This is a genomic window from Streptomyces sp. RP5T (assembly GCF_003933965.1).
Lineage (GTDB): Bacteria > Actinomycetota > Actinomycetes > Streptomycetales > Streptomycetaceae > Streptomyces.
The window spans coordinates 1-17,464 of the sequence record NZ_RSAJ01000139.1; the positions used below are offsets into that span (position 1 = coordinate 1).

At 70.6% G+C, this 17,464-nt stretch carries 13 protein-coding genes and 2 pseudogenes; 8 read left to right on the top strand and 7 right to left on the bottom strand.

Features of this window, described 5'->3' with window-relative positions; all coding sequences use genetic code 11:
* Nucleotides 1-305 (bottom strand): annotated as a pseudogene (locus tag EHS43_RS16960) (hypothetical protein); the annotation flags it as partial.
* A gap of 382 nt (nucleotides 306-687) precedes the next feature.
* Here EHS43_RS16960 and EHS43_RS16965 point away from each other — a divergent pair.
* Nucleotides 688-1,455 (top strand): polysaccharide deacetylase family protein, encoded by a 768-nt coding sequence (locus EHS43_RS16965; RefSeq protein WP_125191609.1) that lies wholly within the window; start codon nucleotides 688-690, stop codon nucleotides 1,453-1,455.
* A gap of 353 nt (nucleotides 1,456-1,808) precedes the next feature.
* Here EHS43_RS16965 and EHS43_RS16970 read toward each other — a convergent pair whose 3' ends face one another.
* Complete coding sequence (locus tag EHS43_RS16970; protein WP_125191610.1) at nucleotides 1,809-2,216, bottom strand: MarR family winged helix-turn-helix transcriptional regulator; 408 nt, start codon at nucleotides 2,214-2,216, stop codon at nucleotides 1,809-1,811.
* A gap of 61 nt (nucleotides 2,217-2,277) precedes the next feature.
* On the opposite strand from EHS43_RS16970, the gene EHS43_RS16975 reads away from it, so the two are divergent.
* From EHS43_RS16975 to EHS43_RS16980, 3 genes are all read left to right on the top strand, one after another.
* Nucleotides 2,278-3,072 (top strand): alpha/beta fold hydrolase, encoded by a 795-nt coding sequence (locus EHS43_RS16975; RefSeq protein ID WP_125191611.1) that lies wholly within the window; start codon nucleotides 2,278-2,280, stop codon nucleotides 3,070-3,072.
* Between the two features lie 145 nt (nucleotides 3,073-3,217).
* Nucleotides 3,218-3,367, top strand: coding sequence for a hypothetical protein (locus EHS43_RS46490; RefSeq protein WP_185806283.1), 150 nt, complete (start codon nucleotides 3,218-3,220; stop codon nucleotides 3,365-3,367).
* Nucleotides 3,368-3,542: 175 nt separating this feature from the next.
* Nucleotides 3,543-4,403: an oxygenase MpaB family protein gene (locus EHS43_RS16980; RefSeq protein WP_125191612.1), complete on the top strand. Its 861-nt coding sequence runs from the start codon at nucleotides 3,543-3,545 to the stop codon at nucleotides 4,401-4,403.
* Between the two features lie 39 nt (nucleotides 4,404-4,442).
* On the opposite strand, the gene EHS43_RS16985 is transcribed toward EHS43_RS16980, so the two are convergent.
* Both EHS43_RS16985 and EHS43_RS16990 read right to left on the bottom strand, forming a co-directional pair.
* Nucleotides 4,443-6,461 carry a non-reducing end alpha-L-arabinofuranosidase family hydrolase gene (locus EHS43_RS16985; RefSeq protein ID WP_125191613.1) on the bottom strand — a complete coding sequence of 673 codons (2,019 nt, stop codon included), beginning with the start codon at nucleotides 6,459-6,461 and terminating at the stop codon, nucleotides 4,443-4,445.
* A gap of 55 nt (nucleotides 6,462-6,516) precedes the next feature.
* Nucleotides 6,517-8,148, bottom strand: a complete 1,632-nt coding sequence (locus tag EHS43_RS16990) for a glycoside hydrolase 43 family protein (protein ID WP_185806284.1) — start codon at nucleotides 8,146-8,148, stop codon at nucleotides 6,517-6,519.
* A 393-nt stretch (nucleotides 8,149-8,541) separates the two neighbouring features.
* Here EHS43_RS16990 and EHS43_RS16995 point away from each other — a divergent pair, with 393 nt between their 5' ends.
* Complete coding sequence (locus EHS43_RS16995) at nucleotides 8,542-10,188, top strand: RICIN domain-containing protein (protein WP_125191615.1); 1,647 nt, start codon at nucleotides 8,542-8,544, stop codon at nucleotides 10,186-10,188.
* Nucleotides 10,189-10,245: 57 nt separating this feature from the next.
* Here the strand turns inward: EHS43_RS16995 and EHS43_RS17000 are convergent, their stop codons facing one another.
* Together EHS43_RS17000 and EHS43_RS17005 are read right to left on the bottom strand one after the other, a co-directional pair.
* Entirely contained in the window at nucleotides 10,246-11,994 is a 1,749-nt protein-coding gene (locus EHS43_RS17000; RefSeq protein ID WP_125191616.1) for a cellulase family glycosylhydrolase, read from the bottom strand.
* A gap of 54 nt (nucleotides 11,995-12,048) precedes the next feature.
* The gene (locus EHS43_RS17005; RefSeq protein WP_125191617.1) at nucleotides 12,049-13,563 is read right to left on the bottom strand and encodes a glycoside hydrolase family 43 protein; all 1,515 of its coding nucleotides are present in this window, start codon (nucleotides 13,561-13,563) and stop codon (nucleotides 12,049-12,051) included.
* Nucleotides 13,564-13,816: 253 nt separating this feature from the next.
* On the opposite strand from EHS43_RS17005, the gene EHS43_RS17010 reads away from it, so the two are divergent.
* The 3 genes and pseudogenes from EHS43_RS17010 to EHS43_RS17020 all read left to right on the top strand — a co-directional run.
* Nucleotides 13,817-14,569 carry a FadR/GntR family transcriptional regulator gene (locus EHS43_RS17010; protein ID WP_125191618.1) on the top strand — a complete coding sequence of 251 codons (753 nt, stop codon included), beginning with the start codon at nucleotides 13,817-13,819 and terminating at the stop codon, nucleotides 14,567-14,569.
* 11 nt (nucleotides 14,570-14,580) lie between these two features.
* Complete coding sequence (locus EHS43_RS17015; RefSeq protein WP_125191619.1) at nucleotides 14,581-15,144, top strand: MBL fold metallo-hydrolase; 564 nt, start codon at nucleotides 14,581-14,583, stop codon at nucleotides 15,142-15,144.
* A 143-nt stretch (nucleotides 15,145-15,287) separates the two neighbouring features.
* Nucleotides 15,288-15,688 (top strand): annotated as a pseudogene (locus tag EHS43_RS17020) (NPCBM/NEW2 domain-containing protein); the annotation flags it as partial.
* A gap of 30 nt (nucleotides 15,689-15,718) precedes the next feature.
* Here the strand turns inward: EHS43_RS17020 and EHS43_RS17025 are convergent.
* Nucleotides 15,719-17,350, bottom strand: a complete 1,632-nt coding sequence (locus EHS43_RS17025) for a cation acetate symporter (protein ID WP_125191620.1) — start codon at nucleotides 17,348-17,350, stop codon at nucleotides 15,719-15,721.
* Nucleotides 17,351-17,464: the final 114 nt, after the last annotated feature.

Genomic DNA, 17,464 nt, shown 5'->3' on the forward strand with positions numbered 1-17,464 from the left:
GCGCGGAAGCGGACGGCGGCGGAGGTGGTCTCCACGCGGGAGCCGGCGGGCAGTTGGACGGTGACTTCGGCGGCGCCGGAGGGGCCGAGGTGCCGGCTGGTGGCGGGCGGGGCGGTGATGCGCAGGACGCCGTCCTGGTAGTGGACCTGGATCTGTTCGGCGGCCTTGGTGTCGCGGTTCTTGGCGGGGTCGGCGGGCCGGATGTCGACGGTGGTGTCGGCGCGGTCGGCGGCGATGACCTGGATGTGCCCTGTGGGCAGGTCGATGACGGTGGTCAGGGGGGCGGGGGTGTCGAACTTCTGCATCAGGTGCTCCTGCGTTCGTCTCTGTTTCCGATGAACGAAAAGCTACGTTGCATTCACGAGTTGAGCAACATGCTTGTTGCGCATGACTCTTATCTCTGCAGCTAGTTGAGGTAATTTCATTGCAACGGGCGAGAAATCAACGCAACGATGAGCTCGACTTCCATTGCAATGGGGTGCAGTGAACGCTATGCCGGGGACCTCTTGGTGCCGGGTGGCCCAACCGGCTGCTCCGTGGCCTCCGTTGGCCGAGTTGTCCGTGAACTCTCCCGGATTTGTCCTTGATCCGTAACGGACGCATCCCTCGGCCGCGGTTCCTCGTCTAGTCATGTGGTCACGGAGTGATCAGTGAACTGACGAAGAACTGCGCGGAAGCGGGGCGGACATGGCACGGCACGGCGGGCGGGGCTGGAACACCAAGGTGCTCGGGACGGCGCTCGGGGTGACGATGCTCGCCGCCGGTGCCTCGGTGTGGACCGCTCAGGCCGGTGCCGTGGGGACCTCGCCCGACGCGGCCGCGTCGGCCGGGCCGGCCAGTGCGGTGAAGCCGGTCGCCGTGACCATCGCGCACGCCTCGGACAAGGGTGCGCGCGGCGTCAACATCACGATCGACGACGGGCCCGACCCCGAATGGACTCCCCAAATGCTCGACGTACTGCGGGAGTACGGAGTCAAGGCGACGTTCTGCATGGTGGGGACGCAGGCGCAGGCGCACCCGGATCTGGTGAAGCGGGTGGTCGCCGCCGGGCACCGGCTGTGCGACCACTCGGTGTCCCATGACACGACCATGGACAAGAAGTCCGAGGCCTATCAGTCGCAGCAGATCCTCGACGCCGAGCGCATGATCACCCAGGCGTCCGGTGGTGTGCGACCGATGTACTACCGGGCGCCCGGTGGTGCCTTCACTCCCTACAGCCGCAAGCTCGCCGCCTCGCGGGGTATGCGTCCGCTGGGCTGGAACGTGGACTCCAAGGACTTCGAACGACCGGGTACGGCCGCGATCGTGGCCACGGTCGAAGAAGAACTGCCGGGTGGCCCGACCGTTCTCTTCCATGACGCGGGTGGCGACCGTTCCCAGACCGTCGAGGCCCTGCGGCAGATCCTGCCCCGGCTCAAGGAGCAGGGTTACACCTTCGGTTTCCCCGTGCGGTGACCGCTGCCGCAGGAAGCGGGAACTCGCCCTCGCCGAGCGGGCGAGGGCCGCGGCGGAGGCGACGCCCGCGACAGCGACCAGCATGGCGGCGCCTGCGGCGCGGCGTGTGAGGCCTCCCGGGTGGCGGGTTGCCCGGCCGGCACCTGAGGGCTTCGCAGGGTGCCGCGAGCATCGTGAAGCGAGCCCGCCCCGCCCGGCCGTGCCTGGGAATTGCAGGAGGGCGGCCGCCATGATCGCGCCGATGGCGCCGCCGACGTACCGGAAGGCGGCGCGGGGGGATGTGCTTCCGCGGCGGACCGTCGTCACCCGCCGCCCCGAGGTGCGCATGGCCCCAGCGCACCGACACCCGGTACTCAGTCCATGAGTCGCCGAAGCAGATCCAGCAAGGCGGCGCGGTCCCTCTCCGGCAACGGGGAGAAGCAGTCGGCGAGGACCTTGTCGGCGATCTTGTGCCCCGCGGCCAGGATCTGCTCGCCGGTGGGGGTGAGGTGGTGTTCGATGCGGCGGCCGTGTCCCGGCCGGCGCTCCACGAGGTTCTGGGCCGTGAGGCGGCCGGCGAGGGTGCCGAACGCCTGCTCCGTCTGAAAGGTCGCCGCGGCCAGTTCGCGCGCGGACGCCCCGGGCGAGCGGCTGATCGCGCGCAGGGCGTCCCACTGGGCCAGTGTCGTGCCGACGGCCTGGAGGGCGCTGTCGAGGGCTCTGTGCTGTCGGTACTGGGCCTGCTTGACCGCTCTGCCGAGTTCTTGCAGCTCACCGTGCATGCGACGAGTCTACTTCATGACCAAGCTAGCTTATATAAAGATGTTTAGTTACAGTGGCGGCATGCCTACCACCGCATCAGCCGCATACGCCGACCTGTCCCTCACGCTGTCCGAGGCCGGGGAGGGAAGGCCCGTCCTCATCCTGCACGGCGGAGGCGGCCCCGCCACCGTCGCCGGCCTGGCCCAGCACCTCTCCCGCACCGCGCACACCATCACGCCCGTACACCCCGGCTGGGACGGCACCGACCGCCCCGCGTGGCTCACCGGCATAGCCGACCTGGCCCTCGCCTACCTGCACGTCCTGCGAGAACGCGGACTGCGCGACGTTCTCGTCATCGGGTCCTCCCTGGGCGGCTGGACGGCCGCCGAGATGGCCGTGCGCGACACCGAGGGGATCATCACCGGCCTCGTTCTGATCGACGCCGTCGGCGTGCGGGTCGAGACGGAACCGATCACCGACTTCTTCGCCCTTGACGCCCGGGGCATCGCGGAGCACTCCTGGCACGACTCCGAGCGCTACTACGTCGATCCGGCCGACCTGCCCGCCGAGGAACTCGCGCGCAGGCAGGCCAACATGGCCACCATGCGCGTCCTCGCCGGCGACCCCAACATGCACGACCCCGCGCTGCTGTCCCGGCTCGGGCGGGTCCAGGTGCCCGCTCTCCTTCTCTGGGGCGAGAGCGACCGCATCGTCACCCCGGCCTACGGCGCCGCGTACGCCGAGGCGTTCGGCGACGGCCGGCTGGAGGTCGTCCCCGAGGCCGGTCACCTCCCGCAGATCGAACGGCCCGACGCCACCTTCGCCCTCATCGACGAGTACCTGCGTCGGGCGAGCGACCCCTCGCGCAAGGGCTGAGACCGTACGAGCAGGCGACTCTCTCGCCGAGGGCGTCACGCCGACCCCTCATCCGCAGGGGTGGGACCGTCGGCCCGGGGTAGCCGCGACTGTACGAAGGCCTTGACGTGCAGAAGGGGCCGTCGATCTACTCGGGAGGACCGCCATGCCTGGCATGTTGGAGAAGATCAAGCAGTTCAGCAGGAGCCCGCAGGGGCGGCGCGCCGCCGAGCAGGTGCGCCGTGCCTCCGCCGATCCGCGTCGCCGGGCCCAGGCGCGCCAACTGCTCGGCAAGCTCCGGGGCCGCAGTCACTGACCCGGCCGGAGGCGACACCTCCAGGTGCGGGAGCGGCCCGCGCGAGTGCTGCGCGGGCCCCTCGGAAACGCCCCGGGGACGTCCTGGGGCCCGCCCGCATCCGTATGCGCGACCGCGGGAGAAGAAGGACGAGCGGCGTGCTCACCAAGGGCCGGGGAAAGGAGGCGCGGGACCGATGACCGACCTCCGCGATCGGCTGGGCAGGGCCGTCTTCCGGCGCGTGGCAGGCCCGGACGGGCCCGCTAACCGTGCCCGCATCCACGACACCCCGGGACCCCGCTGGTTCGGCCCGGAACGGCCCATCCGCACCGTCCACGGCGACGCGTCGATGTTCATCGGCGGACTGAGCGCCCTCCTCCTCCAGTCCCTGCATCCGCTGGCCATGGCCGCCGTGTCCGCGCACTCCGGGTTCCGCGGGGACCCCTGGGGACGGTTGCAGCGCACCAGCACCTTCCTGGCCGTCACGACCTACGGCACCGCTTCCGACGCCGAGGAGGCCGTGGCACGGGTGCGGGGTATCCACGAGCGGGTGCGGGGGACGACGGCCGAGGGACTTCCGTACCACGCCGCCGACCCGCATCTGCTGGGCTGGGTGCACGCGGCCGAGACCGACAGCTTCCTGCGCGCGCACGAACGCTACGGGGCCCGGCCGCTGGATCCGGCGGAGTACGACGGCTACGTGGCCGACACCGCGCGGGTGGCCGAGGCGCTGGGCGTGATCGATCCGCCCCGTGATCGCGAGGCCCTGGCCGCGCAGCTGGCCCTGTACCTGCCGGAACTGCGGGCGACCCCCGAAGCGCGCGCGGCCGCCCGGTTCCTGCTGCTGCACCCGCCCGTACCGCTCGCGGTGCGGCCCTTCTACGGCGTCCTGGCGGCCAACGCGGTCGCGCTGCTCCCGCCCTGGGCGCGGAGCGTTCTGCGGCTTCCCCGGGTCCCTGTCGTGGAGCCGCTGGCGGTACAGCCCGCCGGTCTGCTGTTGACGCACACCATCCGCTGGGCCATGGCCCCGGCGAAGCCCCGCATCCGTCTGGAGTGAGACCGGCACGGGCCCCGCACCGGGTGCGGGGCCCCACGGTCAGCAGGTGGAGTTGGTCTGGGTGAGCAGGCCCAGCCGCCACGGCAGACTGTTGTAGTCACCGCCGGCGTTGGGGTCCTTCCCCTGGTACAGGTACTGGAGCTTGCAGGCGGGGATCGTGAGTGTCTGGTCGTAGCCCGCGCGGATCATCTCGCCGTGACTGATGTCCCGGGTCCAGGTACCGGCGGGGAACGTCACGTTGCCCGACTTGGCGAACGGGTTGCTCTCGGACGCGGCCAGCGGTGACCAGGAGCCCGCGAGGCTGCTCGCGGTCCAGGAGCGGAAGTAGCGCCGGCCGTCCGAGCCGATCGCCTCGACGAGCAGCAGGTACTGGTTGCTGCCCTGCACCTTGTAGACGTTGCTCGCCTCGAACAGGGCGTACTTGGAGTCCTGGGCCGCGATGACGGTGTTGGTGAAGCCGTTGGGGAACTGGCCGACGGTCGTCTGCGAGCGGTAGAGGTGGCCGTTGTCGTCGGAGGAGAACAGGTAGCAGTTGGCGCTGTCGCAGATCACCCACATGTCGACCCAGTAGCCGTTGCCGATGTTCTGCCGGATGATCTCCGGCATCGACGCGTAGAAGTTCTTCGGGGCGCTCCACCCGTTGGGGTTACTGATGTCGGGGTTCGTCGAGTACGAGGCGTTGCCGGTCTGGTAGACGAGGTACCACAGGCGTTGCGGCGCGTTGTAGAAGACCTGCGGCGCGGCCCGGTACCCGGCGCCGATGGCGGTGCGGTCCAGATAGTGGTGGGTGGCCGAACCCGCCTGGGACCAGTCGGAGAAGCTCAGGTACACCAGGTTGTACCCGGCGGCGTTCGCGGTGCTCGTGAACACGTGGTACTTGCCGTTGTAGTAGACGACCGACGGGTCCTTGAGCCCCGCGATGTTGTGCGTGGAGTCCGACTTCGGTGCGATGAGCGCCCCGCTCGAACTCCAGCGGAAGGAGGAGGGGAGCGCGGCGGCGGACCGGGTCGACGAGGTGCCGGCCTGCCGGGCCGCGGCGCTGCCGCCCAGCGCGGTGAGCGTGGACTGGTAGGCGGGCTTCTTGTTGCCGTTGCGGTCGAACAGCAGGGGGTTCTCGCCGCTGCGCCAGGAGTCGCTGTCGCGGATGCCCCAGACGGTGATGCCGGTGCACCGCGACACGTTCATGCAGGCCCGCACCGTGTTCGTGTACGCGGCTGTCGGCGCCTGCGCGATGTCCAGTTCGGTGATCTGGACGTCGACGCCGAGCGCGGCGAAGCTCGACAGGGTCGTCTGGAAGCTCGCCGGCGGCCCGCCCGTACCGAAGTGGGACTGGAGGCCGACGCAGTCGATGGGCACGCCGCGCGCCTTGAAGTCGCGCACCATGCGGTAGACGCCCTGGGTCTTGGCGTCGCTCCAGTTCTCGATGTTGTAGTCGTTGTAGCAGAGCTTGGCCGACGGGTCGGCGGCCCGTGCGGTGCGGAACGCCTCCTCGATGAAGCCGGTGCCCAGCACGTCCCGGAAGACCGAGCTGCGCATCTGTCCGCTGCCGCCGTCGGCGAAGGCCTCGTTGACCACGTCCCAGGCGTAGATCTTGCCCTTGTAGTGGTTCATCACCTGGGTGATGTGGTTGTTCATCACGCTGCGCAGGGTGCCCGCGTCCCTGATGGAGCCCACCCAGGAGGGCAGTTGCTGGTGCCAGACGAGGGTGTGGCCGCGCAGGCGCTGCCCGTGTGACTGCGCCCGGTTCGCGATCTGGTCACCGGGGCCGAAGTTGAACGAGCCGCGGGAGCGCTCGACGGTGTCCCACTTCATCTCGTTCTCGGGCGTGACCGAGTTGAACTCGCGGTCCAGGATCCCGGTGTACGTGGTGTCGCCGAGCCGTCCTGCGGCCACCGCGGCGCCGAAGTACCGTCCGGACTGGGCGGCTTGGGCGCCCAGCGTGGAGGCGCGGACGCCGTCGGGCGCGGCGGTCGCTGCCCCGGGTGTGACCAGGGCGGCCACGGCCAGTAAGGACAGTACCGAGGCTCGGCGACGGCCGAGTCGTTTGAGGGGGTGCATGGTTCTCCTCGTGCGGGTGAGTGGGGGGTTGGGTCGTGCGCTCGCCGGGACGGGATCAGGGCGTCGACAGCTCGAACCGCGGGACGCGGACCGCGCCGCCGAGCGCCTGGGTGGCGTGGTTGAAGAGGGCGAACCGGTAGCCCATGAAGAAGCGCCAGTCGTTGCCCATGGAGAAGGCGGGCCCGAGCCGGGTGAAGCCGGTGCCGTCGGTGCTGTAGGAGAAGGTGCCGGGGCGTGCCGAGCCGGGCCGGATGTCCGCGCTCGCGCGCAGCCAGATGGTGTTTCCCGTGACGGCCGCGCTCGCGACCTCGACGCCGGTGCCGGTGGTGTTCCAATTGCTGTCCATGGTCAGCCCGTTGACCATCACGAGTCGTGTCACCCCGCCGTCGCGCTTGAGGCCGATCCAGGCGGAGGAGTCCCGCAGGAGCGCGAGTCCCGCCCGGTCCCCGTCCCGCATCGCCGAGTGGTCGAGCTGGACCGTGGCCGTGGAGGTGGGGCCCTGGATGCGGTGCGTGAGGGTGTTGCGGGCCGCGTACAGGTCGTTGGTGACGGTCGCGGTCCGCAGGGTCAGGCCGTTGCCGGAGGTCCACTTGGTGTTGTCCGGGTTGTGGTTCCACTCCCACCTGGGTGCCAGCGTGGTGCGGTCGAAGGTGTCCACGCCGGTCATGGGGGTGACCTGGCGGGGCGGAGCGGGTACGGCCGGGGCCGGATACGACGTGCCCCAGGCGCCGTTGACCAGTTGGACGACGGGCCAGCCGTCCGAGGTCCAGGTGACGGGGGCGAGGGCGGGCATCCGGCCGCCGGGATAGGCGTCGACGAAGGCCATGTAGTACCAGGCGCCGCCCTGGGTCTGCACCAGGCCGCCCTGGTGCGGGACACCGCCGCCGGGGATCGGCCCGCGCAGGTCGAGGAGGACCTGCCGCATGGTGTACGGGCCGAACGGGCCGCCCGACGACTTCAGGATGTACTGGCCGTTGGCCGGGCGGGTCAGGAAGATGTAGTACTGCCCGTTGATCTTGTAGAAGCGGGAGCCCTCAAGGGTCCCGACGCTCGACGGTGTGGTGAAGACCTGCTGGGTGCGGACCTGGCTGCGGCCGTCGGGCGAGAGCTGGGCCACGCTGATGGTGGTGTTCCCGTACGCCACGTAGAGCGTGTCGTCGGTGTCGACGAGCAACCCGGCGTCGTAGTAGGGGGTGTTGATGGTGGTCAGCCTGCTCCACGGCCCCTCGGCCGCGGTGGCGGTGTAGACGTACGTCCTGGCGAAGTCGATCTGGCCGAGCCAGTAGAACGTCCGGTTGCTCGGACGGTAGGCCAGGGACGACGCCCAGATTCCCCGGACGTAGCCGCGGGCCCCGTTCAGGTCGTACTTGGCGCCGAAGTCGAGGACGGGCACCGAGTGACCGGCGATCTCCCAGTTCACGAGGTCGTAGGAGCGCAGGACGGGGGCGCCGGGTGAGTAGTGCATCGTCGAGGCGGACGCGTAGAAGGTGTCACCGACGCGGATGACGTCGATGTCCGCGAAGTCCTGCCAGATGACCGGGTTCGTGTACGCCGCGGCGAGTGCGGTGGCCGGTTCCCGGGCGGCGGCCGGGGAGGCTCCCGCGAGGGAAAGGAAGGCACCGGTGACCAGGCCGCCGGCCGCGGTGAGGGCCTGCCGGCGGTCAGGGAATTGGCGAGGGCATGACATATCCATGCGATGTGATCTCTCTGCGAGGGAGCGCGGTGGGGGCGGGGCTGTCCAACTCGTTCGAGAGTGCGAACGCCGGTTGACGTGTCGAGCAACCAGGATGATATGAGGCTGACACATCCCGTCAATGCCTCTCGCATGATTCGTAGTTCAGCTCGAAAGTTTTCGTCGATAGTGCCTGCATGAGGGAAGGGGATGATGTTCGGGTCGTCCGTACGTGTTGACATGTCCGCAACGGCCTCTAGCATCCGTACAGCTGACGATCCGAAAGCCGACCGAAACTTCGAACCGTCGACCCGGGTCACCTCCGGGGCGTGAGCCGGCCCTGTGCGGTCTTCATCCGCTGTTTCCCCGGCCCTGTCGACGCACCGCTCATCCGACGAGGAGTCCACCGTGCCCCGACCCCCAGGCAGACGACTGCTCCGTGTCGTCGCGGCCGCCGCGCTCGCGGTTGCCGCGTCCCTGACGGCATCCGCCCACTCCACCGCCTCGGCCGCCCCGGGCAGTCCCGCGCTCACCCCGCCCCTGGGCTGGAACAGCTGGAACAGCTTCGGGTGCGGGATCACCGAGGCGCAGGTCCGCCAGGCCGCCGACGCGATGGTGTCCTCCGGTATGCGGGACGCCGGCTATCGGTATGTCGTGGTCGACGACTGCTGGTTCGACCCGCAACGCGACGCGGCGGGCAACCTGCGGGCCAATGCGACCAAGTTCCCCGGCGGGATGAAGGCGCTCGGGGACTACATCCACGGCAAGGGCCTGAAGTTCGGCATCTATCAGGTGCCGGGCGAGCGCACCTGCGCACAGACCAGCGGCGCCTATCCCGGATCCACGGGCAGCAGAGGACACGAGGCCCAGGACGCCGCCACGTTCGCCTCCTGGGGAGTCGACTACCTCAAGTACGACTGGTGCTCCTCCAGTGGCACCCGCGACGAGCAGGTCGCGCGCTTCACGCTGATGCGTGACGCCCTGCGTGCCACGGGACGGCCGATCGTGTACAGCATCAACCCGAACAGCTTCCACGCCATCACCGGGGCCACGTACAACTGGGGCGAGGTCGCCGACCTGTGGCGGACGACCGAGGATCTGCTGGACATCTGGCAGAACGGGAACACCAACAGCTACCCGATGGGCGTCGGCAACGTCCTGGACGTCACCGCGCCGCTGGCGGCACAGTCCGGCCCGGGTCACTGGAACGACCCCGACATGCTGGTCGTGGGCCGCCCCGGCCTGTCCCTGACGGAGTCCCGTTCGCACTTCGCCCTGTGGTCCCTGATGGCCGCCCCGCTCATGGCCGGCAACGACATCCGCACCATGTCCGCCGACGTGAGCGCGATCCTGCGCAACCCGCGGCTGCTGGCGGTGAACCAGGACCCGCTGGGCGCGGGCGGACGCCGGGTGCGCGACGACGGCAGCACTGAGGTGTTCGCCAAGCCCCTGTCCGACGGTTCGGTCGCGGTCGGCCTGTTCAACCGGGGCAGCGCCACCGCCACCGTCACCACCACCGCCGCCCAAGTAGGTCTGTCCGGAGGCCCGTTCACTCTGACGGACCTGTGGACCGGCGGGACGTCCAGCACGTCGGGGCAGATCTCGGCCGGCGTCCCCGCGCACGGGGTGGCCGTCTTCCGGGTGAGCGGCGGCAGCGCGCTCTCCGCCACCACCGCACGGCTGCGCGGCAACGCCTCCGGCCGCTGCGTGGACGTGGACAACGCCTCCACGGCGGCCGGGGCCACGGTGCTGCTCTGGGACTGCCACACCGCGGCCAACCAGCTGTGGACCACCTGGGCCGGCGGCGAGATCCGCGTCTTCGGCGACAAGTGCCTGGACGCCTACGACCAGGGCACGGCCAACGGAACCCGGGTCGTCACCTGGCCCTGCAACGGCCAGGACAACCAGAAGTGGACCGTCGGCACCGACGGCACGATCCGCAACGTCCACGCCGGGCTGTGCCTGGACACCAACGGTTCGGGCACCGCCAACGGGACACCGCTGGTCCTGTGGAGCTGCACCGGCCAGGCGGGCCAGAAGTGGACCCGCGTGTGAGGGAGTGACGCAGCGCGCTGCCCTGGCCGCCGTTCGAGCGGCCAGGGCACCGGTCGTTCAGGACGCCGTACCGGTCACCGAGCCCTGAGCCCTGGTGACGTGGTAGGTGACGGTGGCCCCGCTGTGGAAGTGGAAGGTCAGGGTCACCGCCTCGCCCTCGCGCAGGGCGTTCAGGAAGGCGGGCGTCAGAATGATCGCGCCGCCCGGATAGTCCGGTGAGAAGGACTGGTTGAACTCCTGGTACGGCGTCCAGGTGGTCGGGCCGGCATTGCCGCCGTCGGCGTACCTGGCCTCCATGGTCGCCAGGGTGTCACCGCGGTACTGCGTGGGGACGGTGAACGAGTCGGTCGTCCCGGTGGAGTTCGACAGCACCGGGGTGTCCTGGGTGACCACGTCGATCCGCCAGGGCAGTCCGCGGGAGAAGCGGGCCTGGAGCGTGGCGTTCACCCCGTAGGCGCGGTCGCCGGTCAGCCGGGTCAGCGCGGCGGCCGTGAGGGTGAGCCGGCTGCCGGAGAGGGTGTAGTCCCGTCCCGCGACGAGGTCCTTGGTGCCCTGCCGCAGACCGCGGAAGGTCGTGCCGTTGAGGTTGAGGGTGAGCGTCTTGTCCGTGATCGGGGCGGACTTCGGGACGTAGACCTTGTCGAAGGAGGCGGTTCCCGAGCGGGTGGTCCAGCTCGACCGGATCCAGGCGAACAGGGCCGGGTCGCGCCACGTCAGCGTCGCGCGGTTCAGGAGGGAGAAGGGGTCCCACAGGGCGGTGGTGACGCCGGCGGTGCGGGCCGCGTGACCGAGGTGCTCGAAGTACTTCAGCCCCTCACCGCGCTCCACCCGGTCGGGATGGTTGAAGTCCGGCCAGCTCAGCAGGCCGTACTCGCCGAGGTAGACCGGGATGTTCCTGGCGACGAACGTGTCGTGCATCCGGGCGAAGGCGTCGTTCAGGTCCTTCTGGGCGGTCTCGTCGTAGAGCGTGCCGCCCGCGACGTTCACGCTGAAGGGGTACCAGCCGTAGTAGTGCACGGTGGCGACCAGATTGCTGTCGTGCAGCGCGCCGATCGTGGCGGACAGGTCGTCCATCAGGCTCTGGGAGGGCGTGCAGCCCAGCGTGGGCAGGACGAGCAGACGGTTCGCGTTCCCGCCCCCCGAGGCGCGGACGATCTTGTGGAACGAGGTGTTCAGTTCGTCGAGCAGCTGCGCCTTCTGCGCGTCCGTGGCGTTGTCGAAGACCGGTTCGTTGACGCTCTCGAAGAGCAGGCCGCGCGGCTCGTCGCGGAACGTCGAGGAGACCTGGGTCCAGATGGCGTTGAAGCGGGCGAGCACGTTGTCGTGGTCGGCGGGCATCTTCGAGATCCACTGCCACGAGTCGTGGTGGACGTTGAGGACGACGTACAGGCCGTCGGCCAGCGCCCAGTCCACGACCTGCTCGACGCGGCTCATGAAGGTCGCGTCGATGGTGTAAGGGGCGGTGGCGGACTGGTGGTCGGTCCACGTCACCGGGATCCGGACGCTGCGGAAGCCCTGCGCGCGGAGGGTGTCGAACAGGTCCTTGGTGACCTTCGGGTTGCCCCAGGAGGTCTCGTCCGGGATGGCGTCCAGGGTGTTGCCCAGGTTCCAGCTGGGCTGCATCGCGGCGACGGCGTCCATGGCACCGGCCGGCACCGCGACCGTCGAGGCCGCCGGCCGTGCCGAGCCGTCGGGCGCGGCCCCGGCGGTGCCCGCCGACAGTCCCACGACGACGAACAGCGCCGTCAGCAGTCCGGCCAGACGTCCGCGGCCGCGGTGGCGCGCGGGTTGCCGTATGTCCCTCATGTGCTTCCCCTTCCTCGGGTCGAGCGGTGGGGCATGCCTGCGGCCGCTCGGGCTTCACGCGTCGAGGGGCCCGTAGTCGAACCAGTCGAAGTGGACGGCGCCCGCCGTGGCGTACATGCCGATGACCCGGCCGGTGAAGCCGCCGGCGACCTCCGTGGAGAGGTAGCGGCCGTCGAGGGCGGCGAGCTCGGTGAACGTGCCGTCGGGCTGCTCGAAGCCGAGGCGGACCAGGTCGGGTCCGGTGCACGGCCCGTGGGGCGGGGGCGGTTCCGTGGTGCTGACGGCGAGGACCACCGGACCGGCGGGCACGGAACGCTCGGCCACGACCGTGCGCAGGGAGCCGACCCGCGCGACCACCCGCACCTGTGCGCCGGACACCTCGACCGCGTAGTGGTGCCGTTCGTCGAGCCGCACGGCGAGACCACCGCTGCCCTCCCTGGCGTCGACCAGCGTGCGCGCCCGGCACCACGGATGCTGCTGGCGGCGGCCGGTGAACACCACGTCGGGCTCGTCCAGGGAGCCGCCCCGGGCGCGCAGTGTCAGCCATCCGGGCCGGTCCTTGGTGGTGCACAGTTCGGCGGGCCGGTCGCGCAGGGAGATCCAGGACGGCCGCAGTTCGGCCGACTCGAAGTCGTCGCGCCGCTCCTCGACCCGGCCGGGGGAGAGCGGCCAGGGAGGCCGGGGCAGGTCCAGGGCGAGCTCGCCGACGACCGGCCAGCCGTCCGCCCAGGTCACCGGCGCCAGGAAGGTCTCGCGGCCGAGGACGTGCCAGCCGGGGGTGCCGCCCCGCGGACGTACGCCGAGCAGGACCAGCCACCACGAGTCGTCCGGGCCCTGGACCAGGTCCGCGTGCCCGGTGTTCTGCACCGGGTGGTCGGTGCCGCGGTGGGTGAGGACCGGATTGTCCGGGCACGGCTCGAACGGCCCGTTGGGGGTACGGCTGCGGGCGATCGACACACCGTGGCCGCGCTCGGTGCCGCCCTCGGCGATCAGCAGGTACCAGTACGGGCCGATCCGGTACAGGTGCGGCGCCTCCGGGGCCTTGGCGCCGGGGCCGCCCGACCAGAGCGCGTGCGGAGTGCCGTACGTCTGCCCGGTGGACGGGTCGATACGGACCTGTGCGACCCCGGCGACCGTGCACCAGCAGGTGCCGTCCTCGTCCCAGGCCAGGTCGGGGTCGATGCCGGGCACCCCGGGCGCCGGGATGGGGTCCGACCACGGTCCGGCCGGGTCGGTGGCGGTGACGATCAGGTTCCCGCCGCCCTCGCTGCAGTTGGTGACGACCAGCCAGAAGCGGCCGTCGTGGTGGCGCAGGGTGGGTGCGTAGATCCCGCCCGAGGACGGCATGTCGAACGGCAGCCGCAACTGCTCCGGCCGGTCCAGCACGTTGCCGATCTGCGTCCAGTGCACCAGGTCGCGGCTGTGGAAGAGGGGGACGCCGGGGAAGTACTCGAAGCTGGAGCAGGCCAGGTAGTAGTCCTCGCCGACGCGGCAGATGCTGGGGTCGGGATGGAAGCCGGGGATCACGGGATTGGCGAGCGGGCTGGCCGCTTGGTCCTGGTGGGACACCTAGGGGTCCTCTCGTACTGTCGAAGCGCTTCACCGGAGCGCAAAGGTAACGGACGGATTTCACGGGAATCAAGAGCTCTATTCGCTAAGAAACTTTCAGCATGGGGGGTCTGGACAGTCATCGACGATCATGAAACCAGTCGAAGCGCTTCGATCAGATCGACGCCGACCGCTCGCCCTATGATCGACTCACCCCTGACGGGGCGGAACGGGTCGAGGTGCTCGTGGAGCATCGTGGAGAAGGGGATGCGCGATGTCTCTGACGGACAGGGCGATTGAGCAGATCCGTGAGCTCATCCGGACCGGTGCCCTGCCGCCGGGGTCGAAGCTCCCCCCGGAGCCGGATCTGGCCGCGCAGCTCGGACTGTCCCGCAACCTGGCCCGGGAGGCGGTCAAGGCCCTCGCCGTGGCGCGGGTGCTGGAGGTCCGGCGGGGCGACGGCACCTATGTCACCAGCCTGCAGCCGAGCCTGCTCCTGGAAGGGCTCGGCGGGGCGGTGGAGCTGATGCAGCAGGACGCCGGCGCCCTCCAGGACCTGATGGAGGTACGGCGGCTCCTGGAGCCGGTTGCCACCGCTCTTGCCGCCACTCGCATCTCCGACGACCAACTGGCCGAAGTCGAGCGGCACCTGGACGCGATGCGGGAGGCGCGTGACGACGTCGAGCGGCTCAACGCGCATGACGCGGCCTTCCACCGGGCCGTCGTCTCGGCCACCGGCAACGAGTCGCTGCTCGCCATCCTGGAGGGCATATCCGGCCGCACGCTGCGTGCCCGGATCTGGCGCGGCTTGGTCGACTCCCGTGCGGCGGCCCGCACCCTCGCCGAACACGAGGCGATCTTCGCTGCCCTGTCCGCGCGCGACGCGGCCCTCGGCCAGGCCGCCGCACTGCTGCACGTGAGCAACACCGAGCAGTGGCTGCGCGCACACCTGAGCTCGCCCGAAGCGCCCCCGCTGCCCGCGAGCACGGATCGACCGGCCGACGGCGCCCACCCCGCATCCCTGTAGAGGAGTCCCGCATGACCGCCGAACTGCACGTGCTGACCACGGGGTACGCCGACACGCGCGTGGCCGGCACCGTCACCCTGCTCGTCGACGGCGACACGGTCGCGGTCGTCGACCCGGGGATGGTCGCGGACCGCGGGCTCATCCTGGACCCGCTCACGCACCACGGGCTGAGCGCGCAGGACGTCACCGACGTGGTCTTCAGTCACCACCACCCGGACCACACGCTGAACGCCGCCCTCTTCCCCGAAGCCCGCTTCCACGACCACATGGCCATCTACCACGACGACGTCTGGGAGGACCGCGACGCCGACGGCTACCGGCTCTCCCCGTCGATCGCGCTCATGACGACCCCGGGCCACACCGCGCAGGACGTCAGCACCCTGGTCACGACCGCCCGGGGACTGGTCGTCCTGACCCATCTGTGGTGGACCGCCGAGGGGCCGGCCGACGACCCCTTCGCCCCCGACCGGGAGCAGCTGCGGGCGGCCAGGGAGAAGGTCCTGGCGCTCGGGCCGGCCCTGATCGTGCCCGGACACGGCGCCCCGTTCGTCCCGTCGCCGTCGACGCCCCTCTGACGGAGGCCCGCGTCCTTCCCGTCCGGTCCCAAGCCGCCCGGCCTCGTCGAGCGTGTACCCGGGGACCGGTCGCCTCCGTCGACCTGTGGTCGTGCGGGCTCGCCGGGCACACGTGAGGCGGAACGCCCGTACGCGGAGGCGCTTCCGTGAACGGCTGGGGCCCGGTGGAGCGCGACAGCAGCGTGGGTGAACAGGCGGCCGGGGACGGCCGTACGATCACCATCGCCGGAGCGAGCCACGCCAAGGGCCTCGGCACCAACGCGCTCAGCGACATCCAGCTCTACCTCGGAGGGAACTGCTCCCGGTTGACGGCGGAGGTCGGCGTCGACGATGAGACGGGCGGCGCGGGCACGGTGACCTTCTCCGTGATCGCCGACGGCAGGACCCTGGTGACCACGCCGACCGTGCGCGGGCGACAGGCCGCCGTGCCCATCGAGTCGACGTCAGCGGTGCCCAGGTGGTCGACCTCAAGGTCGGTGACGGCGGCGACGGCAACGGCAATGACCACGGCGACTGGGCGGCCCCGACACTGACGTGCGGCTGACGGCCGTACCGGGAGAGTGCCTGCGTCTGTTCACGGCCCGTCCGGGCTCCAGCTCGGGCGGCGCCGTGGGGGTCCGGCGAGGATCAGTTGTTCGAGGCCGGCGTACCGCTCGCGTGCCCGGCGGGCGCTGCGGCGTCCGCTCAGGACGGTGCACAGCCAGCCGCAGGCGAAGCCGACCGGTACGGAGACCAGGGCGGTCGTGGTGAAGGGGAACCAGTTCAGGTCGGCCTCCGGGAAGGCCGAGGCCGGTGACCCGGACACGAGGCGGGTCCCCGACATCAGGACCAGGACGGCCACCGAGCCGCCGATCAGCGTGCCGAGCAGCCCGGCCTTGCTGAAGCGGCGCCAGAACAGGGAGTACACCAGCGCGGGCGCGATGGCGGAGGCGCCCAGGCAGAAGGAGAGGGTGGCCAGGGGCTGGAGGCTGCGGTGCTGGGCGAGGGCGGCCAGCAGCACCACGGGTATGCCGACGATCAGCGCGCAGGCCCGCGCGAGGGTCATCTCCCGCAGCGCGGACATGCCGTTGCCCCGGGAGGCGATGACGTCGTGCGCCAGGGAGTTGGCGCAGGCGAGCGTCATCCCGGCGACGGACGCCAGGAGGGTCAGGAAGACCGCCGTGGTGACGGTGCTGAACACCAGGCTCTCGGCGCGGGAGACGTCGGCGCCGAAGACGGCACGCGCGCCCAGCAGGTAGGCGGTGCTGCCGTGCGGGTCGGCCGCCGTGATCCGCTCGCGGCCGACCAGTGCCGTGGCGCCGAGGCCGATGACCGTGATCACCAGCATGAACAGGGCGACCGACGACACCGCCCAGGACATCGTGCGCCGTACCTGGCGGGCGTTGCCCGCGGTGTACATCCGCATGGTGACGTGGGGCAGACAGGCCCCGCCGAGCACGATGGCGACCTGCGTGCTGATCATGTCGAGGCCGGGGTGGGGCCCGTCCGAGAACTGCAGGCCGTACTGGAGGAACGCCTGGCCGGTGCCGCTGCGCTGCGCGGCGGTGTCGACCATCGTCCCCGGCTGCCAGCCGAAGGTGGCGAGGATGAGCACGGCGACCACGAGACCGGAACCGAGGAGCATCACCGTCTTGATGATCTGGATCAGCGCGGTACCCCGCATCCCGCCCAGGGCGGCGTAGCTGATCATCAGGATGCCCGCGCCGAGGATGCAGCCGGTCTGCATGGCGTCGTCGGAGAAGCCCAGGATGAACGCCAGCAGCTGTCCCACGCCCGCCAGTTGCACGATCATCATCGGGATCAGCGCCAGCAGGGTCACCGCGCACGCGGTGATGCGCACGGCCCGCCCGGGGACGCGTCGGCTCAGCGCGTCACCCATGGTGAACCGGCCGGTGTTGTGCAGGGGTTCGGCGAGCAGGAACATCAGCAGGAGCAGGGACAGCAGCGTGCTCAGGGCCAGGACCACCCCGTCGAATCCGCACAGCGCGATGACCCCGCCGATGGTGAGCACGGTCGCGGCGGAGATGTAGTCGCCGGCGACCGCGAGGCCGTTGCGCAGCGGGGAGAGCGTCCGGTAGCCGGTGTAGAACTCCTCCAGGTCGTCGCGGTCGGGGCCGGTCAGGACGCACAGCAGGAGCGTGAGGGTGACGACGCTGCAGAAGGCGACCAGGGACCAGGACTGCGCGGAGCCGCCGAGGTCGGTCATGCCCGGACCCGCCCGTCCCCGTCGGCCGGGCGGGCGTACCGGCTGACTCTGCGGGCCAGGGGGTCCACGAACCGGCGTGCCGAGTACTCGAACAGCAGGACGGCCAGCCAGGTG

Excerpts from the sequence above, each read along its gene's own strand:
- EHS43_RS16965 (WP_125191609.1), top strand. The coding sequence starts at position 688 with ATGGCACGGCACGGCGGGCGGGGCTGGAACACCAAGGTGCTCGGGACG.
- EHS43_RS16970 (WP_125191610.1), bottom strand. The coding sequence starts at position 2,216 with ATGCACGGTGAGCTGCAAGAACTCGGCAGAGCGGTCAAGCAGGCCCAG.
- EHS43_RS16975 (WP_125191611.1), top strand. The coding sequence starts at position 2,278 with ATGCCTACCACCGCATCAGCCGCATACGCCGACCTGTCCCTCACGCTG.
- EHS43_RS46490 (WP_185806283.1), top strand. The coding sequence starts at position 3,218 with ATGCCTGGCATGTTGGAGAAGATCAAGCAGTTCAGCAGGAGCCCGCAG.
- EHS43_RS16980 (WP_125191612.1), top strand. The coding sequence starts at position 3,543 with ATGACCGACCTCCGCGATCGGCTGGGCAGGGCCGTCTTCCGGCGCGTG.
- EHS43_RS16985 (WP_125191613.1), bottom strand. The coding sequence starts at position 6,461 with ATGCACCCCCTCAAACGACTCGGCCGTCGCCGAGCCTCGGTACTGTCC.
- EHS43_RS16990 (WP_185806284.1), bottom strand. The coding sequence starts at position 8,148 with ATGTCATGCCCTCGCCAATTCCCTGACCGCCGGCAGGCCCTCACCGCG.
- EHS43_RS17000 (WP_125191616.1), bottom strand. The coding sequence starts at position 11,994 with ATGAGGGACATACGGCAACCCGCGCGCCACCGCGGCCGCGGACGTCTG.
- EHS43_RS17010 (WP_125191618.1), top strand. The coding sequence starts at position 13,817 with ATGTCTCTGACGGACAGGGCGATTGAGCAGATCCGTGAGCTCATCCGG.
- EHS43_RS17015 (WP_125191619.1), top strand. The coding sequence starts at position 14,581 with ATGACCGCCGAACTGCACGTGCTGACCACGGGGTACGCCGACACGCGC.
- EHS43_RS17025 (WP_125191620.1), bottom strand. The coding sequence starts at position 17,350 with ATGACCGACCTCGGCGGCTCCGCGCAGTCCTGGTCCCTGGTCGCCTTC.